The sequence below is a fragment of the Teichococcus aestuarii genome, assembly GCF_042651065.1.
Taxonomy (GTDB): Bacteria; Pseudomonadota; Alphaproteobacteria; order Acetobacterales; family Acetobacteraceae; genus Pseudoroseomonas; species Pseudoroseomonas aestuarii.
This window is the reverse complement of the sequence record NZ_JBHSCH010000046.1, coordinates 19,254-36,287: the sequence shown is the minus strand read 5'-3', so window position 1 is coordinate 36,287 and position 17,034 is coordinate 19,254. Positions and strand designations below refer to the sequence as shown.

Below are 17,034 nucleotides of genomic sequence, written 5' to 3'. Positions count from 1 at the left end.
TAGCTGGCCGGGTCGAAGCTGGTGGCGCGGCCCTCGGCGCGGCCATGGCGGATGTAGTGGGTGGCGCCCGCATCCTCGCTGGCGCCGAAGGCGGCGCGCAGGTCGGCATAGTTCCGCAGGTACTGGGCGGCATCGAAGGCGGCGGCCTCGCGCCCCTCGGCATGGCCATGCGCCAGCCAATGCCGGGTGCCGGCCCGGAGGTCGGTGCCGAAGGCGTCGACCAGGTCGTCATGGCCGGCGATGTAGCGCGCGGCGTCGAAGCCGGTGGCGCGCCCTTCGTTCCGGCCGAAGCGGATGTAGTGCGCGGCCGCGGCCTCCGTGTAGCTGGCCGGGTCGAAGCTGGTGGCGCGGCCCTCGGCGCGGCCATGGCGGATGTAGTGGGTGGCGCCCGCATCCTCGCTGGCGCCGAAGGCGGCGATCAGGTCGGCATGGCTGGCGATGTAGGCCAGCCCGTCGAAGCTGGTGGCGCGCCCCTCGGCGAAGCCGTGCTGCAGCCGGTGCACCGAGCCGGCCAGCGCATCGGCGCCGAAGGCGGCGGCGAGGTCAGCATGGCTGGCGACGTATTCGAGCGGGCGTTCCGAGGAAAGGGCGCGCAGGTCGATCCTCACCCCGTCGGCGAACTGCACCACCTCGATCGCCGCGCCGGAGAGGGTGGCGCCCGTGCCCAGGTTGCGCGCCAGCAGCGACTCGCCGTCGCGCAGGACATGCCAGGCGCTGCTGCCCTGGTCGATCCGCAGCGTGTCCAGCCCCGCGCCGCCATGGAGGTCGCCGCCCTGCGGCGGCGCCACCAGCAGCCGGCTCGCCGCGAAATCCGTGCCAGGGATGAAGGCCAGGATGTCGAGCTTGCCCTGGTCCGGCGTGATCCAGTTGTCGCCCAGGATGCCGCCCGTGTCGCCCGAGTTCGGGTTCCAGGACCACCAGGCCCAGGACAGGCCGGCCGAGGGCGCGCCGGCGTCGCGCGTGCCGTCGCCATCGTGGTCGCCGTTCAGGGTGCGGGTCAGGGCCAGCAGCCAGGCCAGATCCTTCGGGTCCTGCAGGCGGCTGCCGAACTCGCCGAGCAGGACCGGCGCGATGCCCTCGCGCGCGATGTAGCCCCATTGCCGGTCGAACACCGCGGGCAGGGTGGCGGCGAGGTCACCGCTCTGGAACCAGGGCTGGGCGAAGACCGAGTTGGGGTAGTCGTGCGGCGAATAGACCACCTTGTTGCCGACGGGCAGCACCACCGGCCGCTCGGCGACCCCCTGCAGATTGCCGCCCCACCAGTAGGAGTCGCCCTCGTGGCGGTCCACGCCTTCCACCAGGATCAGCCAGTCCGGGTTCACCGCCTGGATGGCGGCGCCGGCGCGCTCGGCGGCGGCGTGCCAGTCGGTCGCCGGGTCGCCGCCCCAGCTGGCCCGGCTGTGCGGCTCGTTGTGCAGGTCGGCGCCGATGACGGTCGGGTTGCCCCGGTAGCGGCCGGCCAGCATCACCCAGTCGGCGATCCACTCGGCTTCCGGGTGGGTGTTGTCGTACCAGAGGCCGGAGCCGTTGGGGCCGTCCCCCGCCGTGCCGCGGTGCCGGTCGAGGATGATGCGCAGCCCGATCTCGCCCGCATAGCCCACGATCCTGTCGAGCAGCTGCACGCCGGAAAGGCCGGCGAGATCCGGGTTGCGGCCGTAGTCGATGTCGGTGGGCGGCAGCCTGCCGTCGAGCACCTCGCTGGAGAAGGGAAGGCGGAGGGCGTTGAAGCCGAGCGCCTTCATCTGGTCCATCATCTCCTGCCAGTTGCGCGCCTGCAGCCCGTCCGGCGCGCCGCGCACCGTCTCCATGCCGAACCAGTTCACCGCCGAGAGGCGCACCGGGATGCCGGCAGCATCGACGATCTCGTTGCCGCGGGTGGAGAAGAAGCCGTCACCCGGCTGCTGGCGTGAGAGCATGCGTGCGCTTTCCTGGCGGCGGGGGAGGCCGGGCGGTCATGGAAATCCCGGCCAGACGCAGGGCCTGGCCGGGCGAGGGAATTCTTGGAAGGGAGCGGGAGTGCATTCATGGCCGGCAGGCGGCCATGGAGGACGCCTCAGAACAGATCCAGGTCGGTGCGGCCCTCGGCATGGCCGAAGGTGATGAAGTGCCGGGCGGCCTCGTTCTCGTTCGAGCCGAAGGCGGCGCGCAGGTCGGCGTAGTTCGCCAGATAGGTCCGCGCGTCGAATCCGTCGGTGGTGCGGCCTTCCTCGATGCCGTGATGGAAGTAGTGGCGCTGGCCGGCCGCCGCATCGGCGCCGAAGGCCTCGATCAGGTCGGCATAGCTGGCGATGTACTGCAGCCCGTCCAGGCTCCAGTCCATCTTGGTGTCCGAGAAGGTCTCGACATAGGCGCGGCCGGTGTTCGGCTCGCTGCCGTCGGACAGGCGGCCGGGGAAGCTGTCGTCGGAATCCCAGCGGGACTGGAACACCACGTCATGCGTGTCGAACCACACCTTCATCGCCTTCACGAAGGGCTCGGCGTTGTTGGTCATCACGCCCCATTCGGAGTAGGCGGTGGGCTTGTCGCGCGCGGCGGCGAAGTCCTGGTGCCACTGCAGCCCGTACTTCTCCTTCAGCAGCATGTCCCAGGCCTGGTAGGGATCGCTGGTGAAGTAGAGAGTGTTCCAGTAGACATCCATGCCGATGATGTCGACATAGTCGTCGCCCGGATAGGCGGTGGCGGGGTCCATGCCGCCCCAGGCCTCGTTGACGTTCCACTCGAAGACGAAGCGGTCGGAGACGGCGCGGAACGAATCGACGAACTGGCGGAAGGCGCCGATATACGCCTCCTCATGGCCGATGGCCGACCACGGGAACCAGTCGCCGTTGAACTCCCAGCCGGTGCGGACGTCGATCGGCCCGTCGGTCTGGCTGTTCTCGATCAGGATGGTGGCCAGCTCGCGGTAGCGGGCGTTGTAGGCGCCGGTGGCGGCTTCCTCCAGCGTCGCGCCGAGCGGGATCAGCGGGATCGACCACTGATGGTCGCGCGGCGTCTCGTGCCACAGCTCGCGGGCGTTCCAGCGGGTGCTGTCGATCAGGTCGGCCCAGCTCTGGAAGCCGGAGACGACGTGAATGTTGTCCACCTCCCGGCCAAGCCATTCCTCGAAGGCCGGCAGATCCTGCGGCCGGTTGCCAAGATAGACACCAAGCTGGGTCATCGGGCTCTCCTGATCATCCGAATGAAGAAGGAGGGGCCCGCCCGTGCGGGGCGACCGGCTGCCATGCTCCTGCTCGGGAAGGCGATAGAGCAGGGCGCTGAATGAAAAAATAGAAAACAACAAAATTCAGGATCAACATTTTAGTGAGGAGAAGAACCCACATCGGATCCTCGCGTTACTTTCAATTTTTATTCGCGTGATGCGCGGAATGATTGTGGGATTTCCTGGCCGCGTGTGGATCTCGCCGCGGGTGCGCGGAAAGGCGCCGGAATGGTCCGCGGCGTCAACCCCTGCGTTGGCTGAAGCATGACAGCCGAGGCGGAGCGGCGCCGGCGCTAGGCTCCGGCCAGCAGGCCGAACAGCCAGACCGTCGCCACCCCGGCCAGGATGGAGGCGCTGAGATTGCCGGTGCGCCACTGCACCAGCACCACCGCCGCCGCTCCGAACAGCCCCGGCAGGCCGGTCCGGCTCAGGGCCAGGGTCACGTAGGCGGCGAAGATCGGCCCGGGCAGATGGCGCAGCATGGCGTCGATGAAGGGCGGCGGGCGGACCACCCGCAGCAACGCATAGCCGCCGGCACGGCAGAGATAGGTGACCAGCGCCATGCCCAGGATGGCGAGCAGCACGTCGCTCCGCATCATGGCGCCGTGCCGGGGCCGGATGGTGCCGTGCCGGGGCTGGCCCCGGAACCGGCCCCGGAACTGGCCTCGGAACCGGCCTCGGGGCCGCCACGGGCGCGGATCTCGTTCCAGGCCGCCAGGGCGGCGCCGGAGAGGGCGCCGGCCAGCAGGGGCAGGGGCTGCGGCAGGCCCAGGCGCTGCGTTCCCAGCGCTGCCAGCCCGGCCAGCGCCCAGGGCAGCAGGTCCTGCCGGGCCCCGCGCCAGATCGGCACCAGCAGCCCGACGAAGGCGGCGGTGCCGCCGAAGAACAGCGGGTGCCCCGGCGGCAGCTGCACCACGCCGCTCAGCACATGCCCCGCCACGGTGGCGGCCTGCCACGCCACCCACAGCGAAAGGCCCAGGCCCAGCAGGTAGCCGGCATCGCGCCCGCCCGCCCGGTGCTCGGCGATGCTCATGGCGAAGGCATGGTCCACCAGCGTGGCCAGCGTGCCCCAGAGCCGCCAGCCGCGCAGCCGGTCCAGCCAGAAGCCCAGGGCGGCTCCCATCGGCGCAAGGCGGATGTTCACCACCAGCGCCGCGAAGGTGACCGCCAGGACGGGCGCCGGGTCCGCCCAGAGTTCCAGCGCCAGGAGCTGCGCGGCGCCGGCATAGACGATTGCCGACATCAGCAGGGTCTCGGCCAGCGACAGGCCCTTGCCGGCGGAGATGACGCCCACCACCATCCCGAAGGGCAGCAGTCCAAGGTAGAGGGGCAGGGCGGCACGCGCCCCGCGCCGCATGCCGGCGCGGGTGAACACCACCGGGCGGAAGGGCTGCGGCTCAGCCACGGCGGGAGGCCAGCAGCCGCTCCTCCGCCACCTCGGGCGGCAGGTCCAGCGCGCGCTGCGCCACCTCGCGCGGGAAGCCGGCCCGCGCCAGCGCGGCCAGCGTCTTCAGCCGGGCCGCCGCGTCGGGGGGCGTCGCGGCGAAGGGGCCGGCGCGGCGGCGGCGCAGATGCCCCAGCGCTGCGATCAGCTCATCGGCCGTCTCTCCGTCCAGCGCGGCCTCGGCCGTGGACGCCGCCACGCCCTTGGCGGCCAGATGTGCGGCGATGGCGCGGCGGGAGCGGCCACCCTGTTGCAGGCGCCGGGCGCGGGACGCGGCGAAGGCGGCGTCATCGACCGCCCCTGCCTGCACCAGGCGGCGCGCCACCTCCTGCGCCGCCGCGCGGCCCTCCGCCACCACCCGGGCGATGGCCGCGCCATCCTGCCCCTCCGCCTCGGCGCGCTGCGCCCAGCGGGCCACGCGCCGCTGCAGCACGCGTACCAGCCCGGCTTCCGTGGCGGCGAAACGTGCCAGATGCAGCAGCGCGGCCTCGCGCAGCCGGCCGGCATCCGGCGCCGGGCCGGCCGCCGGCCTCCGCCTGGGTTCCTGCCGCTTTTCCATGCGCGGCAATCTGCCATGAAGCGGCCGGCCTGCACACCCGGCGCCTGCCCCATGGCGCGGGGGCAAGAGAATGGCTTCCCGGGCGGCAAGCCACAAACGCGAATGCCGCCGGCCTGGCGGCCGGCGGCATCCTCGACTGTCTCAGGCTGCGCGGGCCATCGGCCCGCAAGGGCTCAGCGCGTGGGCGGAACCGAGGAGCCCGTGGTGCCGGTGCTGGCCGGCGGCGGCACGGCGCTCGGGCCGATCGGCGGGTTGGCGCCGGCCGGGCCGGTGGTGGTGGAGGTGGAGGGGCTGCCATTGCGCTGGTTCATGCGCGGCTCGCCCGACTGCGCCGGCGCCGGCACCGGCTGCGTGCCCGGGGGCGTGGCGCTGCGGGTCGGCGGGTTGGCACCCTGCTCGGTGCGAGGGCCGGTGGTGGTGGGGGTCGAGGGGCTGCCCTGGCGCTGGTTCATGCGCGGCTCGCCGGACTGCGCCGGCGGCGGCACCGGCTGCGTGCCCGGGGGCGTGGCCGTGCTGCTCGGCGGGTTGGCGCCGGTCTGGGCCATGGCGGCCCCGCCGACCCCGGCGAAGCCGATCAGGGCGGCAGCGGTCAGGGCGATCATCGGTGTGCGCATCGTGTCGGATCCTCCAGCGGGGGTCTGGGTGCGCCCGGTGAGGGCGCGTGCCCCGGGGTAACTGGCCGGGCCGGGCAGAGTTGCGACGGTGCAGTTTGGCCCGCCTCACGATGCTGCTCACGATGCCGCTTGCTGGGCCGCTTGCTGGGCCGCTTGCTGGGCCGCTTGCTGGGCCGCTTGCTGGGCCGCTTGCGGACGATTTCCGGCCTTTGACCGCGCCGCCGGTTTGCGGCACTCTGCCCGTTTCCGCGGTCGGGCATGCGAAGGGTCGCGTGCGGCGCGGAAGCAGCCGGAGACGTATTCGCGTGATCCCCGCTCTGATGCCGACCTACAACCGTGCCGACCTCGCCTTCGAGCGGGGCGAGGGCGCCTGGCTGTGGACGGCGGATCAGCGACGATTCCTGGATTTCGGCAGCGGCATCGCCACCACCAGCATCGGCCATGGCCACCCGCATCTGGTGCGCACCATCGCCGAGCAGGCGGCCAAGGTGATGCACGTCTCCAACCTCTACCGCGTGCCGCAGGCCGAGCGCCTGGCCGCGCGCCATGTGGAGGCCTCCTTTGCCGACAGCGTCTTCTTCTGCAACTCGGGCGCCGAGGCGAATGAGGGGATGATCAAGGCCGTCCGCAAATACCATGCGGAGAACGGCCACCCCGAGAAGTTCCACCTGATCTGCTTCGAGGGCGCCTTCCACGGCCGGACGCTGGCCACCCTCTCGGCCACCGGCAACGAGAAGTACCTCGCCGGCTTCGGCCCGCCGGTGCAGGGCTTCGACCATGTGCCCTTCGGCAACATGAACGCGGTGCGCGACGCCATCGGCCCGCACACCGCCGGCATCATGATCGAGCCGATCCAGGGCGAGGGCGGCGTGCGCCCGGCCGACCTGCGCTTCCTGCAGGAGCTCCGCGCGGTGTGCGACGAGTTCGGCCTGCTGCTGGCGCTGGACGAGGTGCAGACCGGCATGGGCCGCTCCGGCAAGCTCTGGGCGCACCAGTGGGCCGGCATCGAGCCGGACGTGATGTCCTCGGCCAAGGGCATCGGCGGCGGCTTCCCGCTTGGCGCCATCCTGGCCAAGGAACATGTGGCGAAGCACCTGAAGCCCGGCACCCATGGCACCACCTATGGCGGCAACCCGCTGGCCTGCGCCGCCGGCAACGCCGTGCTGGACGTGGTGCTGGCCCCCGGCTTCCTGGAGCAGGTGGACCGCGTGGCGCGCCACCTGTGGCGCGGCATGAACGACCTCGCGGCGCGCCACCCCAGGGTGGCGAGCGGCGTGCGCGGCGCCGGGCTGCTGGTCGGGCTGCAGCTGACGCCGGCGGTGGCGAATGGCGACTTCCAGGCCGCCGCCGTCGACGAGGGGCTGCTGACCGTGGCGGCCGGGCAGAACGTGCTGCGCGTGGCGCCGCCGCTGATCGTCACCGAGGCGGAGGTGGACGCGGCGCTGGAGATGCTGGACCGTGCCGCGCGCCGCCTGACCCCGGCCGACGCCAAGGCGATGGCCAAGTGAGTGCGGCGTTGAAGACGACGGCGCAGGGGGGGGCGGCGCAGGGCCGCCCCCGCCACTTCCTGGAGCTGTCGGATTTCGACGGCGCCACGCTGCGCGGCATGCTCGACCTCGCCGCCCGCGCCAAGGCCGGGCAGGTGGCGGACAGGCCGCTGGCCGGCAAGACGGTGGCGCTGATCTTCGAGAAGCCCTCCACCCGCACCCGCGTCTCCTTCGAGGTGGGCATCCACCAGCTCGGCGGCCATGCCATCGTGCTGTCCTCGAAGGACATGCAGCTCGGCCGCGGCGAGACGCCGGCGGACACGGCGCGGGTGCTCTCCCGCTACGTGGACGCCATCATGCTGCGCACCGACAGCGTGGCGAAGCTGCGCGAGCTGGCGCAGCACGCCACCGTGCCGGTGATCAACGGCCTGACCGACGTCTCCCACCCCTGCCAGCTGATGGCCGACATCCTCACCTTCGAGGAGCATCGCGGCCCCATCGCCGGCAAGGTCGTGGCCTGGACGGGCGACGGCAACAACGTGGCGCAGAGCTTCATCCAGGCCGCGGCGCGGTTCGACTTCACGCTGCGGCTCGCCACCCCGCCCGAGCTGGCGCCGCCTGCCCAGCTGGTGGACTGGGCGCGGCGCGAGGGCGCGCGCGTCGAGCTGACGCCGGACCCGGTGGCGGCGGTGCGCGGCGCGCACTGCGTCGTCACCGACACCTGGGTCAGCATGTCGGACGAGAAGGAGGGCGGCCCCACCGCCCGCCACAACACGCTCGCCCCCTACCAGCTCAACGAGGCGCTGCTGGCCCACGCGGCGCCGGATGCGGTGGTGATGCACTGCCTGCCGGCGCACCGTGGCGAGGAGATCACCGGCGCGGTGATCGACGGCCCGCAGAGCGTGGTGTTCGACGAGGCGGAGAACCGGCTGCACGCGCAGAAGGGCGTGCTGCTCTGGGCGCTGGCCGGCCTCTGAGGCCGAGGGCCGGCTAAACGCTTCATCAACGCTTGCGGGGTAGTTCTGGACCGGACCTCCTGGCCAGGACACCCCGCATGCCTGTCTTCGCCACGCTTGCCGCGTTGCCGCGCCGCCTTGGGGTGGTGCCGCGCCTTGTGCTCCTCACCCTGCTCTCCGTCGTCTGTGTCGCGGCGGTGTCGAGCGGCACCATCCTGCTGCAGATGCGCCAGTATGCGCTCGCGCAGTCGCAGCAGGAGCTGGAGAGCAACCTCGCCATGCTGAAGGCGCTGCTCGCGCTGCAGGGCCGGGAGTGGCGCCTGCAGGGCGAGACGCTGCTGCTGGACGGCAAGCCGGTGAACGGCCGCATGGAGGTGGTGGACACGGTGAAGGCCGTGGCCGGCGGCGTGGCCACCATCTTCGCCGGCGATACCCGCGTGGCCACCAACGTCACCCGCCCCGACGGCGGCCGCGCCGTGGGCACCAGGCTGGCGCCCGGCCCGGCCTACGACGCCGTGTTCCGCCGCGGCGAGGCCTATCACGGCGTCAACGTCATCCTCGGCGCCGAGCACCAGACCATCTACGAGCCGATCCGCGATCCGGAGGGGCGGGTCGTCGGGCTGCTCTTCGTCGGGCAGCCGCTGGCCGCGCTGATGGCGACGCAGGACAGGCTGGCCTTCACCGCGCTCTGGACCGGCGCCGCGGTCACCCTGCCGGTGGCGCTGGCGGTGTGGTGGCTGATGAGCCTCGTGCTGCGCCCGCTGAAGGGGCTGGCCGGGGCGGTGAACGCCATCGCCGCCGGGCAGTTCGACCGCCCCGTGCCCTGCACCGAGCGGCACGACCAGCTGGGCGAGATCGGCCGCGCCGTGCGCAGCCTGGGGGAGGGCGCCCGCCAGGCCCGCGCGCTGGAGGCGGCGGCCGAGGCCCAGCGCAGCCAGGCCGCTGCCGCCCAGCGGCAGATGCAGGCGGCGCTGGCCGGGCAGATCGAATCCGCCGTGGGCGGCATCGCCCGGGCGCTGGGGGGCGAGGTGGAGCGGCTGGAGAGCGCCACCCGCGCCGTGGGCGAGGGCACCGGCGCCGCCGCGCGCGATGACGGCGCCGCCACCGAGCGCGCCCAGGGCGCCACCCGCAACGTGCAGGCGGTGGCCGCCGCCGCCGACCAGCTCGCCGCCAGCGTCGAGGAGATCACCCGCCGCGTCAGCGATGGCGCCGCCGTCACCCGGCAGGCGGTGGAGGCGGTGGACGCCTCGGACGCCACCGTGGCCGGGCTGTCGGCGGCGGCGGCACGCATCGGCGACGTGGTGAAGCTGATCGCCGACATCGCCGGGCAGACCAACCTGCTGGCGCTGAACGCCACGATCGAGGCGGCGCGGGCGGGGGAGGCCGGCAAGGGCTTCGCCGTGGTCGCCTCCGAGGTGAAGAGCCTGGCCAATCAGACGGCCAAGGCGACGGAGGAGATCGGCACCCAGATCGGCGCCATGCGCTCCGCCACGGGGCAGGCGGTGCAGACGGTGCGCGGCATCGCCCAGGCCGTCGGGCGGATGGACGAGGTGACCTCGGCCATCGCCGCGGCGGTGGAGGAGCAGAGCGCCGCGACCCGCGAGATCGCCCGCAACGCCGCCGCCGCCGCCAGCGGCACCCAGGGCGCGGCGGACAGCACGGAGCGGCTCGGCGCGCATGTCGGCACCGCCGCCGGCGCGCTGGAGGCGCTGCGCGAGGCCACCACGGCGGTGGCGCAGCAGGGCCAGGCGCTGCGGCAGGAGCTGGTGGAGGTGGTGGGCCGGCTGCGCGCGGGCTGAGCCCTTTCTCCCACAGGCCGCTTTGCGGAATCCGCCGGCCGTCCTACCTAACAGGCTGTGGCATGCAGAGGATGGGCCTGAGGGATGGACGGGAGGATGGACGGGGCAAGGCGCTTTGATGTCGTGGTCGTGGGTGGCGGGCCGGTGGGGCTGGCCTTTGCCGCCTCGCTGTCCGGCCTGGGGCTTGCCATCGCCGTGGTCGAGCGGCAGGCGGAGGCGGCGCTGGAGAACGCCGCCTTCGACGGGCGCGAGATCGCGCTCACCTATCATTCGCAGGACATCCTGAAGCGCCTCGGCGCCTGGGCGCACATCCCGGCGGAGAGCATCTCGCCGCTGCGGGAGGCGCGGGTGCTCAATGGCGGCTCCGCCTACGCGCTCCGCTTCGACACGCGCGGCCGGCCGGAGGCGGAGCTGGGCCGGCTGGTCTCCAACCACGCCATCCGCCGCGCCCTCTACCGCGTGGCCCGCGCCTGCCCCGACGTGACGCTGCTGGCTGGCCAGGGCGTCGCCGCCATGGGCACGGACGTGGACGGCGCCTGGCTGCGGCTGGAGGACGGCACGGCGCTGCGGGCCGGCCTGCTGGCGGGGGCGGACAGCCGCTTCTCCGGCGTGCGCAAGGCGCTGGGCATCGGCGCCGAGATGCGGGATTTCGGCAAGCGCATGATGGTGGCGCGGGTGCGCCACGCGGCGCCGCACCACGCCGTCGCCACCGAGTGGTTCGACTATGGCCAGACCCTGGCCATGCTGCCGCTGAACGGCGACTGCTCCTCCGTGGTGCTGACCCTGCCGGCCGAGGAGATGGCGCGGCTGGAGGCGATGCCGGAGGCGGCCTTCGGCCCCGAGATCGCCCGCCGCTACCGCCAGCGCCTGGGCGCCATGGAGCTGGTCAGCACCCGGCATGTCTATCCGCTGGTGGCGGTCTATGCCGAGCGCTTCGCCACCACCCGCGCCGTGCTGCTGGGCGACGCGGCGGTGGGGATGCATCCGGTCACGGCGCATGGCTTCAATTTCGGCCTGCGCGGGCAGGACACGCTGGCGGGCGAGATCCGCGCCGCCCGGGCGGCGGGGCGGGATTTCGCGGCGCCCGACGTGCTGCGCCGCTACGCCCACGCGCACCGGCGCGCGACACGCCCGCTCTACCTGGCCACCAACGCCACGGCGAGGCTCTACAGCGAGGAGACCCTGCCCGCCCGGCTGCTGCGCGGCGCCGCGCTGCGCCTTGGCAACCACCTTCGCCCGGTGCAGCAGCTGGTGGTCTCGCAGCTGATGGAGAACCGGGTGGAGGGCCGGGTCGCCTGAGGGCGCCGGCCCGGAGAAGCCGCGCATGAGCGGCACGGATGCCGCCGCCCCGTCGCAGAGCGGGGCGGAGGTCCCTATCTATGCTTTTTGGAATTTTCAGGCCCCTGCCGCGTGACCGATCCGACCCAGCCTTCCACCACCCCCGATTTCCTGAACCATGACCGCCCGCCCGTGCCGGACCTGACCGTGCCGCGCGGGGTCCAGCCCTTCCACCTGCAGGAGAAGCCGGTGCGCGGCCGCCTCGTGCGGCTCGGCCCGCTGGCCGACGCGCTGCTGACCCGGCACGACAACCCGCCCGCCGTGGCGGCGCTGATGGGCCAGGCCCTGGCGCTGACCGCCGGCCTCGCCGCCGCGCTGAAGTTCCAGGGCAGCTTCAGCCTGCAGGCCAAGGGCGACGGCCCCGTCCGCATGCTGCTGGCCGACTGCACCGAGGCCGGCGCGCTGCGCGGCTATGCCCGCGCCGAGCCGGAGAGCCTGCCGGAGGGCAGCCCCGGCGCCGGCACGCTGCTCGGCCAGGGCTACCTCGCCTTCACCGTGGACCAGGGCGCGGAGATGGAGCGCTACCAGGGCATCGTCGCCATCGAGGGCGAGAGCCTGGCGGAGATGACGGGGCACTATTTCGCCACCTCCGAGCAGCTGGACAGCCGCGTCTGGCTGGCCGCCGGGCACACGCCGCAGGGCTGGCGCGCCTCCGCGCTGATCCTCGAGCGGGTGGCGGGGGCTGGCGGCATCGGCCCCGGCATGGACAGCGCCGCGCAGGAGGATGCGTGGGAGACTGCGCTCGCCCTGGCCACCACCATCACCGAGGCGGAGATGCTGGACGATGCCCTCTCCTCCGACCGGCTGCTGTACCGGCTGTTCCACGCCGAGGGGCTGATGCTCGACCGGCCGCGCCCGCTCTCCTATGGCTGCCGCTGCTCCCGCGCGCGGCTGGCCTCGGTGCTGGCCGGCTTCGGCACGGACGACCTCGACCACATGGCCGAGAATGGCGACATCACCATGACCTGCGAGTTCTGCAATGTCGGCTTCCGCTTCCCGCGGGACGAGGTGCAGCCCGCCGCCGGCCAGGCCTGACACCGCCCTGGGCGGGAGTGGCGTGTGGCCGGTATGGCCGCCGCGCCCGCCGCGTGGTTTGTAGAGGCATCTTCGGCCCCTCCGGTGGTCCCACCGGGGCGGGGTCCGCTCCAACTGGGGGAGAACAGGGGATCATGATGTCCATCACACGCCGCGGGCTCGCGCTCTCGCTGCCGGTGCTGGCGGCAGCCTGCGCGGGCGGCGATGCCCAGCCGGCCCTGCAGCCGCCGCCCACCTATGGCCACCTGACGCCGCTGCGGCTGAACGTGCTGAACATCGAGGTGCTGGAGCCCGGCCCCGGCCCCAACATCCGCATCGACCCGCCCGCGCCGCTCTCCCCTTCCGCCCAGGCGGTCCGCATGGGGCGGGAGCGGCTGGTGCCGGTCGGCACCACCGGGCGCGGCCGCTTCCTGGTGGAGAGCGCCATGCTGACGCGCGAGGTGGGCGATGGCGGCGGCCTGTTCACCCAGCGCACCGAGCGCCTGTCGCTCGCCATCCGCGTGCGGGTCGAGGTGCTGGCCGATGACGGGCGCCGCGTGGCCTTCGCCGAGGCCGAGGTGCGCCGCAGCGCCACCGTGATCGACGAGGGGCCGGCCAGCCGCGCCCGCGCCGCCGACCAGATCGTGCGCCAGGGCATGGACGACCTGAACGTGGAGTTCGAGTTCCAGCTCCGCCGCAACCTGCGCGACTGGCTGATGACCGGCGCCCCCGCCGCGCCGCTGCCCGGCCCGGTGCAGCAGGAAAGCCTGATCCGCCCCTGAGACGGGCCGGGGGGGCGGGCCCAGGGCGAGCAGGCTGGGGAGGGCGGCGCGGCCGGCCGCCCCTGCCTCAGGCTTCCGGCACCGGCCGCCCGTTCTGGGTCAGCGCCAGGAATTCCCGCCGCATGGCGGGATCGGTGCGGAACTCGCCCAGCATGCGGCTGGTGATCATGGCGACGCCCGGCTTGTGCACGCCGCGCGTCGTCATGCACTGGTGGCTGGCCTCGATGACCACGGCCACGCCGCGCGGCCGCAGCACGGAGTCGATGCTGTTGGCGATCTGCGCCGTCAGCTTCTCCTGGATCTGCAGGCGGCGGGCATAGGCCTCCACCACGCGCGCCAGCTTCGAGATGCCGACCACCCGCCCGGCGGGGAGGTAGGCCACATGGGCGCGGCCGATGATGGGCACCATGTGGTGCTCGCAATGGCTCTCCAGCCGGATGTCGCGCAGCACCACCATCTCGTCATAGCCGTCCGTCTCCTCGAAGGAGCGGGCCAGCAGGGCCACCGGGTCCTCTTTGTAGCCGGAGAAGAACTCCTCATAGGCGCGCGCGACGCGGGCGGGGGTGTCGGCCAGCCCCTCGCGCCCGGGGTCGTCGCCGGCCCAGAGCAGCAGCGTGCGCACGGCTTCCTCGGCTTCGGCCCGGCTGGGGCGGCGCGGCGCCGCGTCTCGGTCGGTGCTGGCGGGGTCGGCCAGCGGACGCGCCGGCGGAAAGGTCATGTTCACGGTGCGAATTCCGATTGGCGGTCCGTCAGGAAAGGCGCTCAGGAAACGGGCTCAGAAAAGGCGTTCAGAAAAAGCCCTGGGGCATCAATGGGGACGGAACGGCGCCGGGGCAATGGCCGCCGGCGCAAGGCTCGGGCGACGAGGGATCAATGCACCGCGCCGGTCTGGTGCGGGCTGTCCAGGCTGAACAGCGGGATGGCGATGTCGAAGGCTTCGCCGCTGACGGTGTCGAGCATGTGATAGAACCCGCGCATGAAGCCCGAGGGCGTGGAGAGCGGGGTGCCGGAGGTGTATTCGAAGCTCTCGCCCGGTTCCAGCACCGGCTGCTCGCCCACCACGCCGGGACCGTGCACCTGCTGGGTGCGGCCCATCCCGTCGGTGATCTGCCAGCTCCGCTTCAGCAGCTGCACGGTGCGCTGCCCCTGGTTCTCGATGCTGACGCGATAGGCCCAGACGAAGTGCGACTGCTCCGGCTGCGACTGGTCGGAGAGGTAGAAGGCGCGCACCGAGACGCGGATGTCGCGCGTGGTGGCGGTGAAGAGGGGAGGCTGGGTCATGGCGGTCCTTCAGCCGGCGCGGCGCAGCGCGGCGGTGGCGAGGCCGGCGCCCACCAGCATGCCGCCGCCCGTGCGGTTCAGCGCGCGGCGCACGGCCGGCTGGCGCACGGCGCCGGAGAGCCGCCCGGCCAGCAGCGCGTAGAGCAGCGCATTCGCCGCCGCCAGGCTGACGAAGCTGGCCACCAGGATGGCGGCCTGCGGCAGGAAGGGCCGGGCCGGGTCGAGGAATTGCGGCACGAAGGCGACGAAGAAGGCGATCGACTTCGGGTTCAGCGCGGTGACGAGGAAGGCCTGCCGCCAGGCGGCGCGGGCGCTGAGCGGCGCCGCCGCGCCCGGCTCCACCGGCGCGCGCCACAGCCTGACGCCGAGATAGACGAGATAGGCCGCGCCCGCCCATTTCAGCAGGGTGAACAGTGCCGCCGAGGTGGCCAGCAGCGCGCCGAGCCCGGCCAGCGACAGGCTCATCGCCACCAGGTCGCCCGCGGCCACGCCCGCCACCAGCGGCAGCGCCGCCCGGCGCCCGCCGCCCAGGGACTGGCCGATGACGAGAAGGATGGTGGGCCCCGGGATCAGCAGCATGACCGATGCCGTGGCCAGAAAGGCGATCCAGGTCTCGGGCGACATGGTCTCTCCGGTGGCGCGAGGGCCGCCCATTCTGCGCCGGGGCGCGCGGCGCGTCGAGTGCGGGCCCGCATCCGTGAACGGGCGGATGGGCGAGGGGGAGGGAGGCTTCTTTCACCGTCCCCCGGTTCCGCGGCTCAGCGCCGCTTCGGCCCCTGCTGGAACAGGTCGGGCTCCGGCGCGGCGGCGGGGGCGGCGGCGGCGGCGCGCTTCGCCGGCGCCTTGCGCGGGGAGTCCGCCGCCTTCTCGGCAGGCGCCGGGGCAGGCTCGGCGGCGGGTTCGGCGGCAGGCTCGGCGGCAGGGGCGCGGCGCGGCGCCTTGGCGGCCGCTGCCTTGGCGGGCGGCGCCTTCACCGCCGCCACCGTCTCCTCCACCACCATGCGGCCGAGCGGCTTCTTGCGCGGGGCGGTCTCGCCGCCCACCGCGTCCAGGGCGGCGGCGATGTCCTCCACGAGGTCCGCCACGTCCTCGAGCCCCACCGAGAGGCGCAGCGCGCCGTCGGTGATGCCGAGCCGCGCCCGCTCCTCCGCCGCCACGCGCATGTGGGTGGTGGTGGCGGGGTGGGTGATCAGGCTCTTGGCGTCGCCCAGGTTGTTGGAGATGTCGATCACCCGCAGCGCGTCGAGGAAGCGGAAGGCCGCCTCCTTGCCGCCCTTGAGGGTGAAGCTGACCAGCGTGCCGCCGGCCGACATCTGCTTCTTGGCGAGCTCATACTGCGGATGGCTGGCGAGGGTGGGGTAGTGCACCGCCGCCACCTCGGCCCGCTCCTCCAGCATCTGCGCCACGGCGGCGGCGTTGCGGCACATGGCCGGCACGCGCAGGTGCAGCGTCTCCAGCCCCTTCAGGATGGTCCAGGCGTTGAAGGGCGAGATGGCCGGGCCGGTGTTGCGCACGAAGGGCTGCAGCACCTCCTCGATCCACTTCTTCGAGCCGAGCACGGCGCCGCCCAGCACGCGGCCCTGGCCGTCGAAATGCTTGGTGGCGGAATAGACCACCACATCGGCGCCAAACTGCATCGGCTTCTGCAGCAGCGGCGTGGCGAAGACGTTGTCCACCACCACGATGGCGCCGGCCTCGTGCGCCAGGTCGCACACCGCCTTCAGGTCCACCAGCTCCAGCATCGGGTTGGAGGGGGTCTCCAGCAGCACGAGCTGGGCCGGGCGCTTGAAGGCCGCCTTCCATTGCCCGAGGTCGGCGCCGTCGACGAACTCGGTCTGGATGCCGTAGCGCGGCAGCAGGGTGGAGACGATCCAGTGGCAGGAGCCGAACAGGGCGCGGCTGGCCACCACCCGGTCCCCCGTCTTGAGGTGGGAGAGCATGGCGGCGTGCACGGCGGCCATGCCGGTGGCGGTGGCGCGGCAGGCCTCGGCCCCCTCCAGCGCGGCGAGGCGCGCCTCCAGCATCTGGACGGTGGGGTTGCCGAAGCGGGAATACTGGAAGTGCTGCGCCTCGCCCGTGAAGGTCTGCTCGGCCTGCAGGGCGCTGTCGTAGACGAAGCCGGAGGTGAGGTAGAGCGCCTCGGAGGTCTCATCCAGGTTGCTGCGCATCTGGCCGCCCCGGACCAGCAGGGTTGCGGGGCGCAGCGGACGGTCGGAAGCGGGCTTGGCCATCGGACGGGCGACTCTCGGGCTGGCATCGACACCCGGCCCGGTCGGGCGGGGTTTGCGCGCGCATCCCCGCCGCGGCCGTTTAGCGCGATTGTTTAAGCTCGCCGCAAGCTGGCCGGACAAATCGCGAGCGCCCGGCGGACCGGGCGGAAAGACTCTTACGCGCGGCTTGCCCCCTGCACAAGAGCAGGCTAGAAGCTTCGCCGACGCGGGCGTAGCTCAATGGTAGAGCTCTTGGTTCCCAACCAAGTGACGAGGGTTCGATTCCCTTCGCCCGCTCCAGCCTCCTCCCTGTCATGGCACCGCGTGGCGCTTCGCCGCGGTCTCGGCCCC

15 protein-coding genes, 1 tRNA gene, 1 pseudogene and 1 riboswitch are annotated in these 17,034 nt (G+C 72.9%); of the genes and pseudogenes, 7 read left to right on the top strand and 10 right to left on the bottom strand.

From position 1 onward, the window contains the following. From ACFOY6_RS16405 to ACFOY6_RS16380, 6 genes are all read right to left on the bottom strand, one after another. Nucleotides 1-1,916: glycoside hydrolase family 5 protein (locus ACFOY6_RS16405; RefSeq protein WP_379651684.1), on the bottom strand; the 1,916-nt coding region annotated here is incomplete at its 3' end. A 137-nt stretch (nt 1,917-2,053) separates the two neighbouring features. After that, nucleotides 2,054-3,157, bottom strand: a complete 1,104-nt coding sequence (locus ACFOY6_RS16400) for a glycoside hydrolase family 26 protein (RefSeq protein ID WP_109516903.1) — start codon at nt 3,155-3,157, stop codon at nt 2,054-2,056. A gap of 335 nt (nt 3,158-3,492) precedes the next feature. Beyond that, entirely contained in the window at nt 3,493-3,798 is a 306-nt protein-coding gene (locus tag ACFOY6_RS16395; protein ID WP_245906318.1) for an AzlD family protein, read from the bottom strand. Then, nucleotides 3,795-4,604, bottom strand: coding sequence for an AzlC family ABC transporter permease (locus ACFOY6_RS16390; protein WP_379632866.1), 810 nt, complete (start codon nt 4,602-4,604; stop codon nt 3,795-3,797). The genes ACFOY6_RS16395 and ACFOY6_RS16390 overlap by 4 nt, the downstream gene beginning before the upstream one ends. Then, a complete protein-coding gene (locus ACFOY6_RS16385) occupies nt 4,597-5,202 on the bottom strand; it encodes a regulatory protein RecX (RefSeq protein WP_109516904.1) in 606 nt (201 codons plus the stop codon). Before ACFOY6_RS16385 ends, ACFOY6_RS16390 begins: the two co-directional genes overlap by 8 nt. Nucleotides 5,203-5,375: 173 nt before the next feature. Continuing rightward, nucleotides 5,376-5,816: a hypothetical protein gene (locus ACFOY6_RS16380; RefSeq protein WP_109516905.1), complete on the bottom strand. Its 441-nt coding sequence runs from the start codon at nt 5,814-5,816 to the stop codon at nt 5,376-5,378. Nucleotides 5,817-6,121: 305 nt separating this feature from the next. Here ACFOY6_RS16380 and ACFOY6_RS16375 point away from each other — a divergent pair, with 305 nt between their 5' ends. The 6 genes from ACFOY6_RS16375 to ACFOY6_RS16350 all read left to right on the top strand — a co-directional run bounded on the left by ACFOY6_RS16375 (nt 6,122) and on the right by ACFOY6_RS16350 (nt 13,192). Beyond that, entirely contained in the window at nt 6,122-7,324 is a 1,203-nt protein-coding gene (locus ACFOY6_RS16375) for an aspartate aminotransferase family protein (RefSeq protein ID WP_379651683.1), read from the top strand. After that, entirely contained in the window at nt 7,321-8,280 is a 960-nt protein-coding gene (gene argF, locus ACFOY6_RS16370; RefSeq protein ID WP_109516907.1) for an ornithine carbamoyltransferase, read from the top strand. Before ACFOY6_RS16375 ends, argF begins: the two co-directional genes overlap by 4 nt. Before the next feature lie 77 nt (nt 8,281-8,357). Continuing rightward, nucleotides 8,358-10,058, top strand: coding sequence for a methyl-accepting chemotaxis protein (locus ACFOY6_RS16365; protein WP_379651682.1), 1,701 nt, complete (start codon nt 8,358-8,360; stop codon nt 10,056-10,058). 96 nt (nt 10,059-10,154) lie between these two features. Beyond that, a complete protein-coding gene (gene ubiM / locus ACFOY6_RS16360; protein WP_109516909.1) occupies nt 10,155-11,357 on the top strand; it encodes a 5-demethoxyubiquinol-8 5-hydroxylase UbiM in 1,203 nt (400 codons plus the stop codon). A 111-nt stretch (nt 11,358-11,468) separates the two neighbouring features. Then, entirely contained in the window at nt 11,469-12,431 is a 963-nt protein-coding gene (gene hslO, locus ACFOY6_RS16355) for an Hsp33 family molecular chaperone HslO (RefSeq protein WP_109516910.1), read from the top strand. Between the two features lie 137 nt (nt 12,432-12,568). Beyond that, nucleotides 12,569-13,192: a hypothetical protein gene (locus ACFOY6_RS16350; protein WP_379651681.1), complete on the top strand. Its 624-nt coding sequence runs from the start codon at nt 12,569-12,571 to the stop codon at nt 13,190-13,192. A 67-nt stretch (nt 13,193-13,259) separates the two neighbouring features. Here ACFOY6_RS16350 and folE read toward each other — a convergent pair whose 3' ends face one another. The 4 genes and pseudogenes from folE to metZ all read right to left on the bottom strand — a co-directional run. Continuing rightward, nucleotides 13,260-13,910, bottom strand: a complete 651-nt coding sequence (folE, locus tag ACFOY6_RS16345; RefSeq protein ID WP_379635921.1) for a GTP cyclohydrolase I FolE — start codon at nt 13,908-13,910, stop codon at nt 13,260-13,262. Nucleotides 13,911-14,062: 152 nt separating this feature from the next. After that, entirely contained in the window at nt 14,063-14,473 is a 411-nt protein-coding gene (apaG, locus tag ACFOY6_RS16340) for a Co2+/Mg2+ efflux protein ApaG (RefSeq protein ID WP_109516912.1), read from the bottom strand. 9 nt (nt 14,474-14,482) lie between these two features. Beyond that, nucleotides 14,483-15,097, bottom strand: coding sequence for a LysE family translocator (locus ACFOY6_RS16335; protein WP_379651680.1), 615 nt, complete (start codon nt 15,095-15,097; stop codon nt 14,483-14,485). A gap of 416 nt (nt 15,098-15,513) precedes the next feature. Next, nucleotides 15,514-16,704: pseudogene (gene metZ, locus ACFOY6_RS16330) on the bottom strand (O-succinylhomoserine sulfhydrylase); the annotation flags it as partial. A gap of 59 nt (nt 16,705-16,763) precedes the next feature. Next, nucleotides 16,764-16,842, bottom strand: a riboswitch (SAM riboswitch). Between the two features lie 67 nt (nt 16,843-16,909). Here metZ and ACFOY6_RS16325 point away from each other — a divergent pair. Next, nucleotides 16,910-16,983, top strand: a tRNA-Gly gene (locus ACFOY6_RS16325). Nucleotides 16,984-17,034 lie beyond the last annotated feature (51 nt).

What these genes read in the sequence shown, in the direction of transcription:
- folE (WP_379635921.1), bottom strand. Translation starts at nt 13,910, where the DNA reads ATGACCTTTCCGCCGGCGCGTCCGCTGGCCGACCCCGCCAGCACCGAC.
- ACFOY6_RS16350 (WP_379651681.1), top strand. Translation starts at nt 12,569, where the DNA reads ATGTCCATCACACGCCGCGGGCTCGCGCTCTCGCTGCCGGTGCTGGCG.
- apaG (WP_109516912.1), bottom strand. Translation starts at nt 14,473, where the DNA reads ATGACCCAGCCTCCCCTCTTCACCGCCACCACGCGCGACATCCGCGTC.
- ACFOY6_RS16400 (WP_109516903.1), bottom strand. Translation starts at nt 3,157, where the DNA reads ATGACCCAGCTTGGTGTCTATCTTGGCAACCGGCCGCAGGATCTGCCG.
- ACFOY6_RS16385 (WP_109516904.1), bottom strand. Translation starts at nt 5,202, where the DNA reads ATGGAAAAGCGGCAGGAACCCAGGCGGAGGCCGGCGGCCGGCCCGGCG.
- ubiM (WP_109516909.1), top strand. Translation starts at nt 10,155, where the DNA reads ATGGACGGGGCAAGGCGCTTTGATGTCGTGGTCGTGGGTGGCGGGCCG.
- ACFOY6_RS16365 (WP_379651682.1), top strand. Translation starts at nt 8,358, where the DNA reads ATGCCTGTCTTCGCCACGCTTGCCGCGTTGCCGCGCCGCCTTGGGGTG.
- ACFOY6_RS16380 (WP_109516905.1), bottom strand. Translation starts at nt 5,816, where the DNA reads ATGCGCACACCGATGATCGCCCTGACCGCTGCCGCCCTGATCGGCTTC.
- ACFOY6_RS16335 (WP_379651680.1), bottom strand. Translation starts at nt 15,097, where the DNA reads ATGTCGCCCGAGACCTGGATCGCCTTTCTGGCCACGGCATCGGTCATG.
- ACFOY6_RS16395 (WP_245906318.1), bottom strand. Translation starts at nt 3,798, where the DNA reads ATGATGCGGAGCGACGTGCTGCTCGCCATCCTGGGCATGGCGCTGGTC.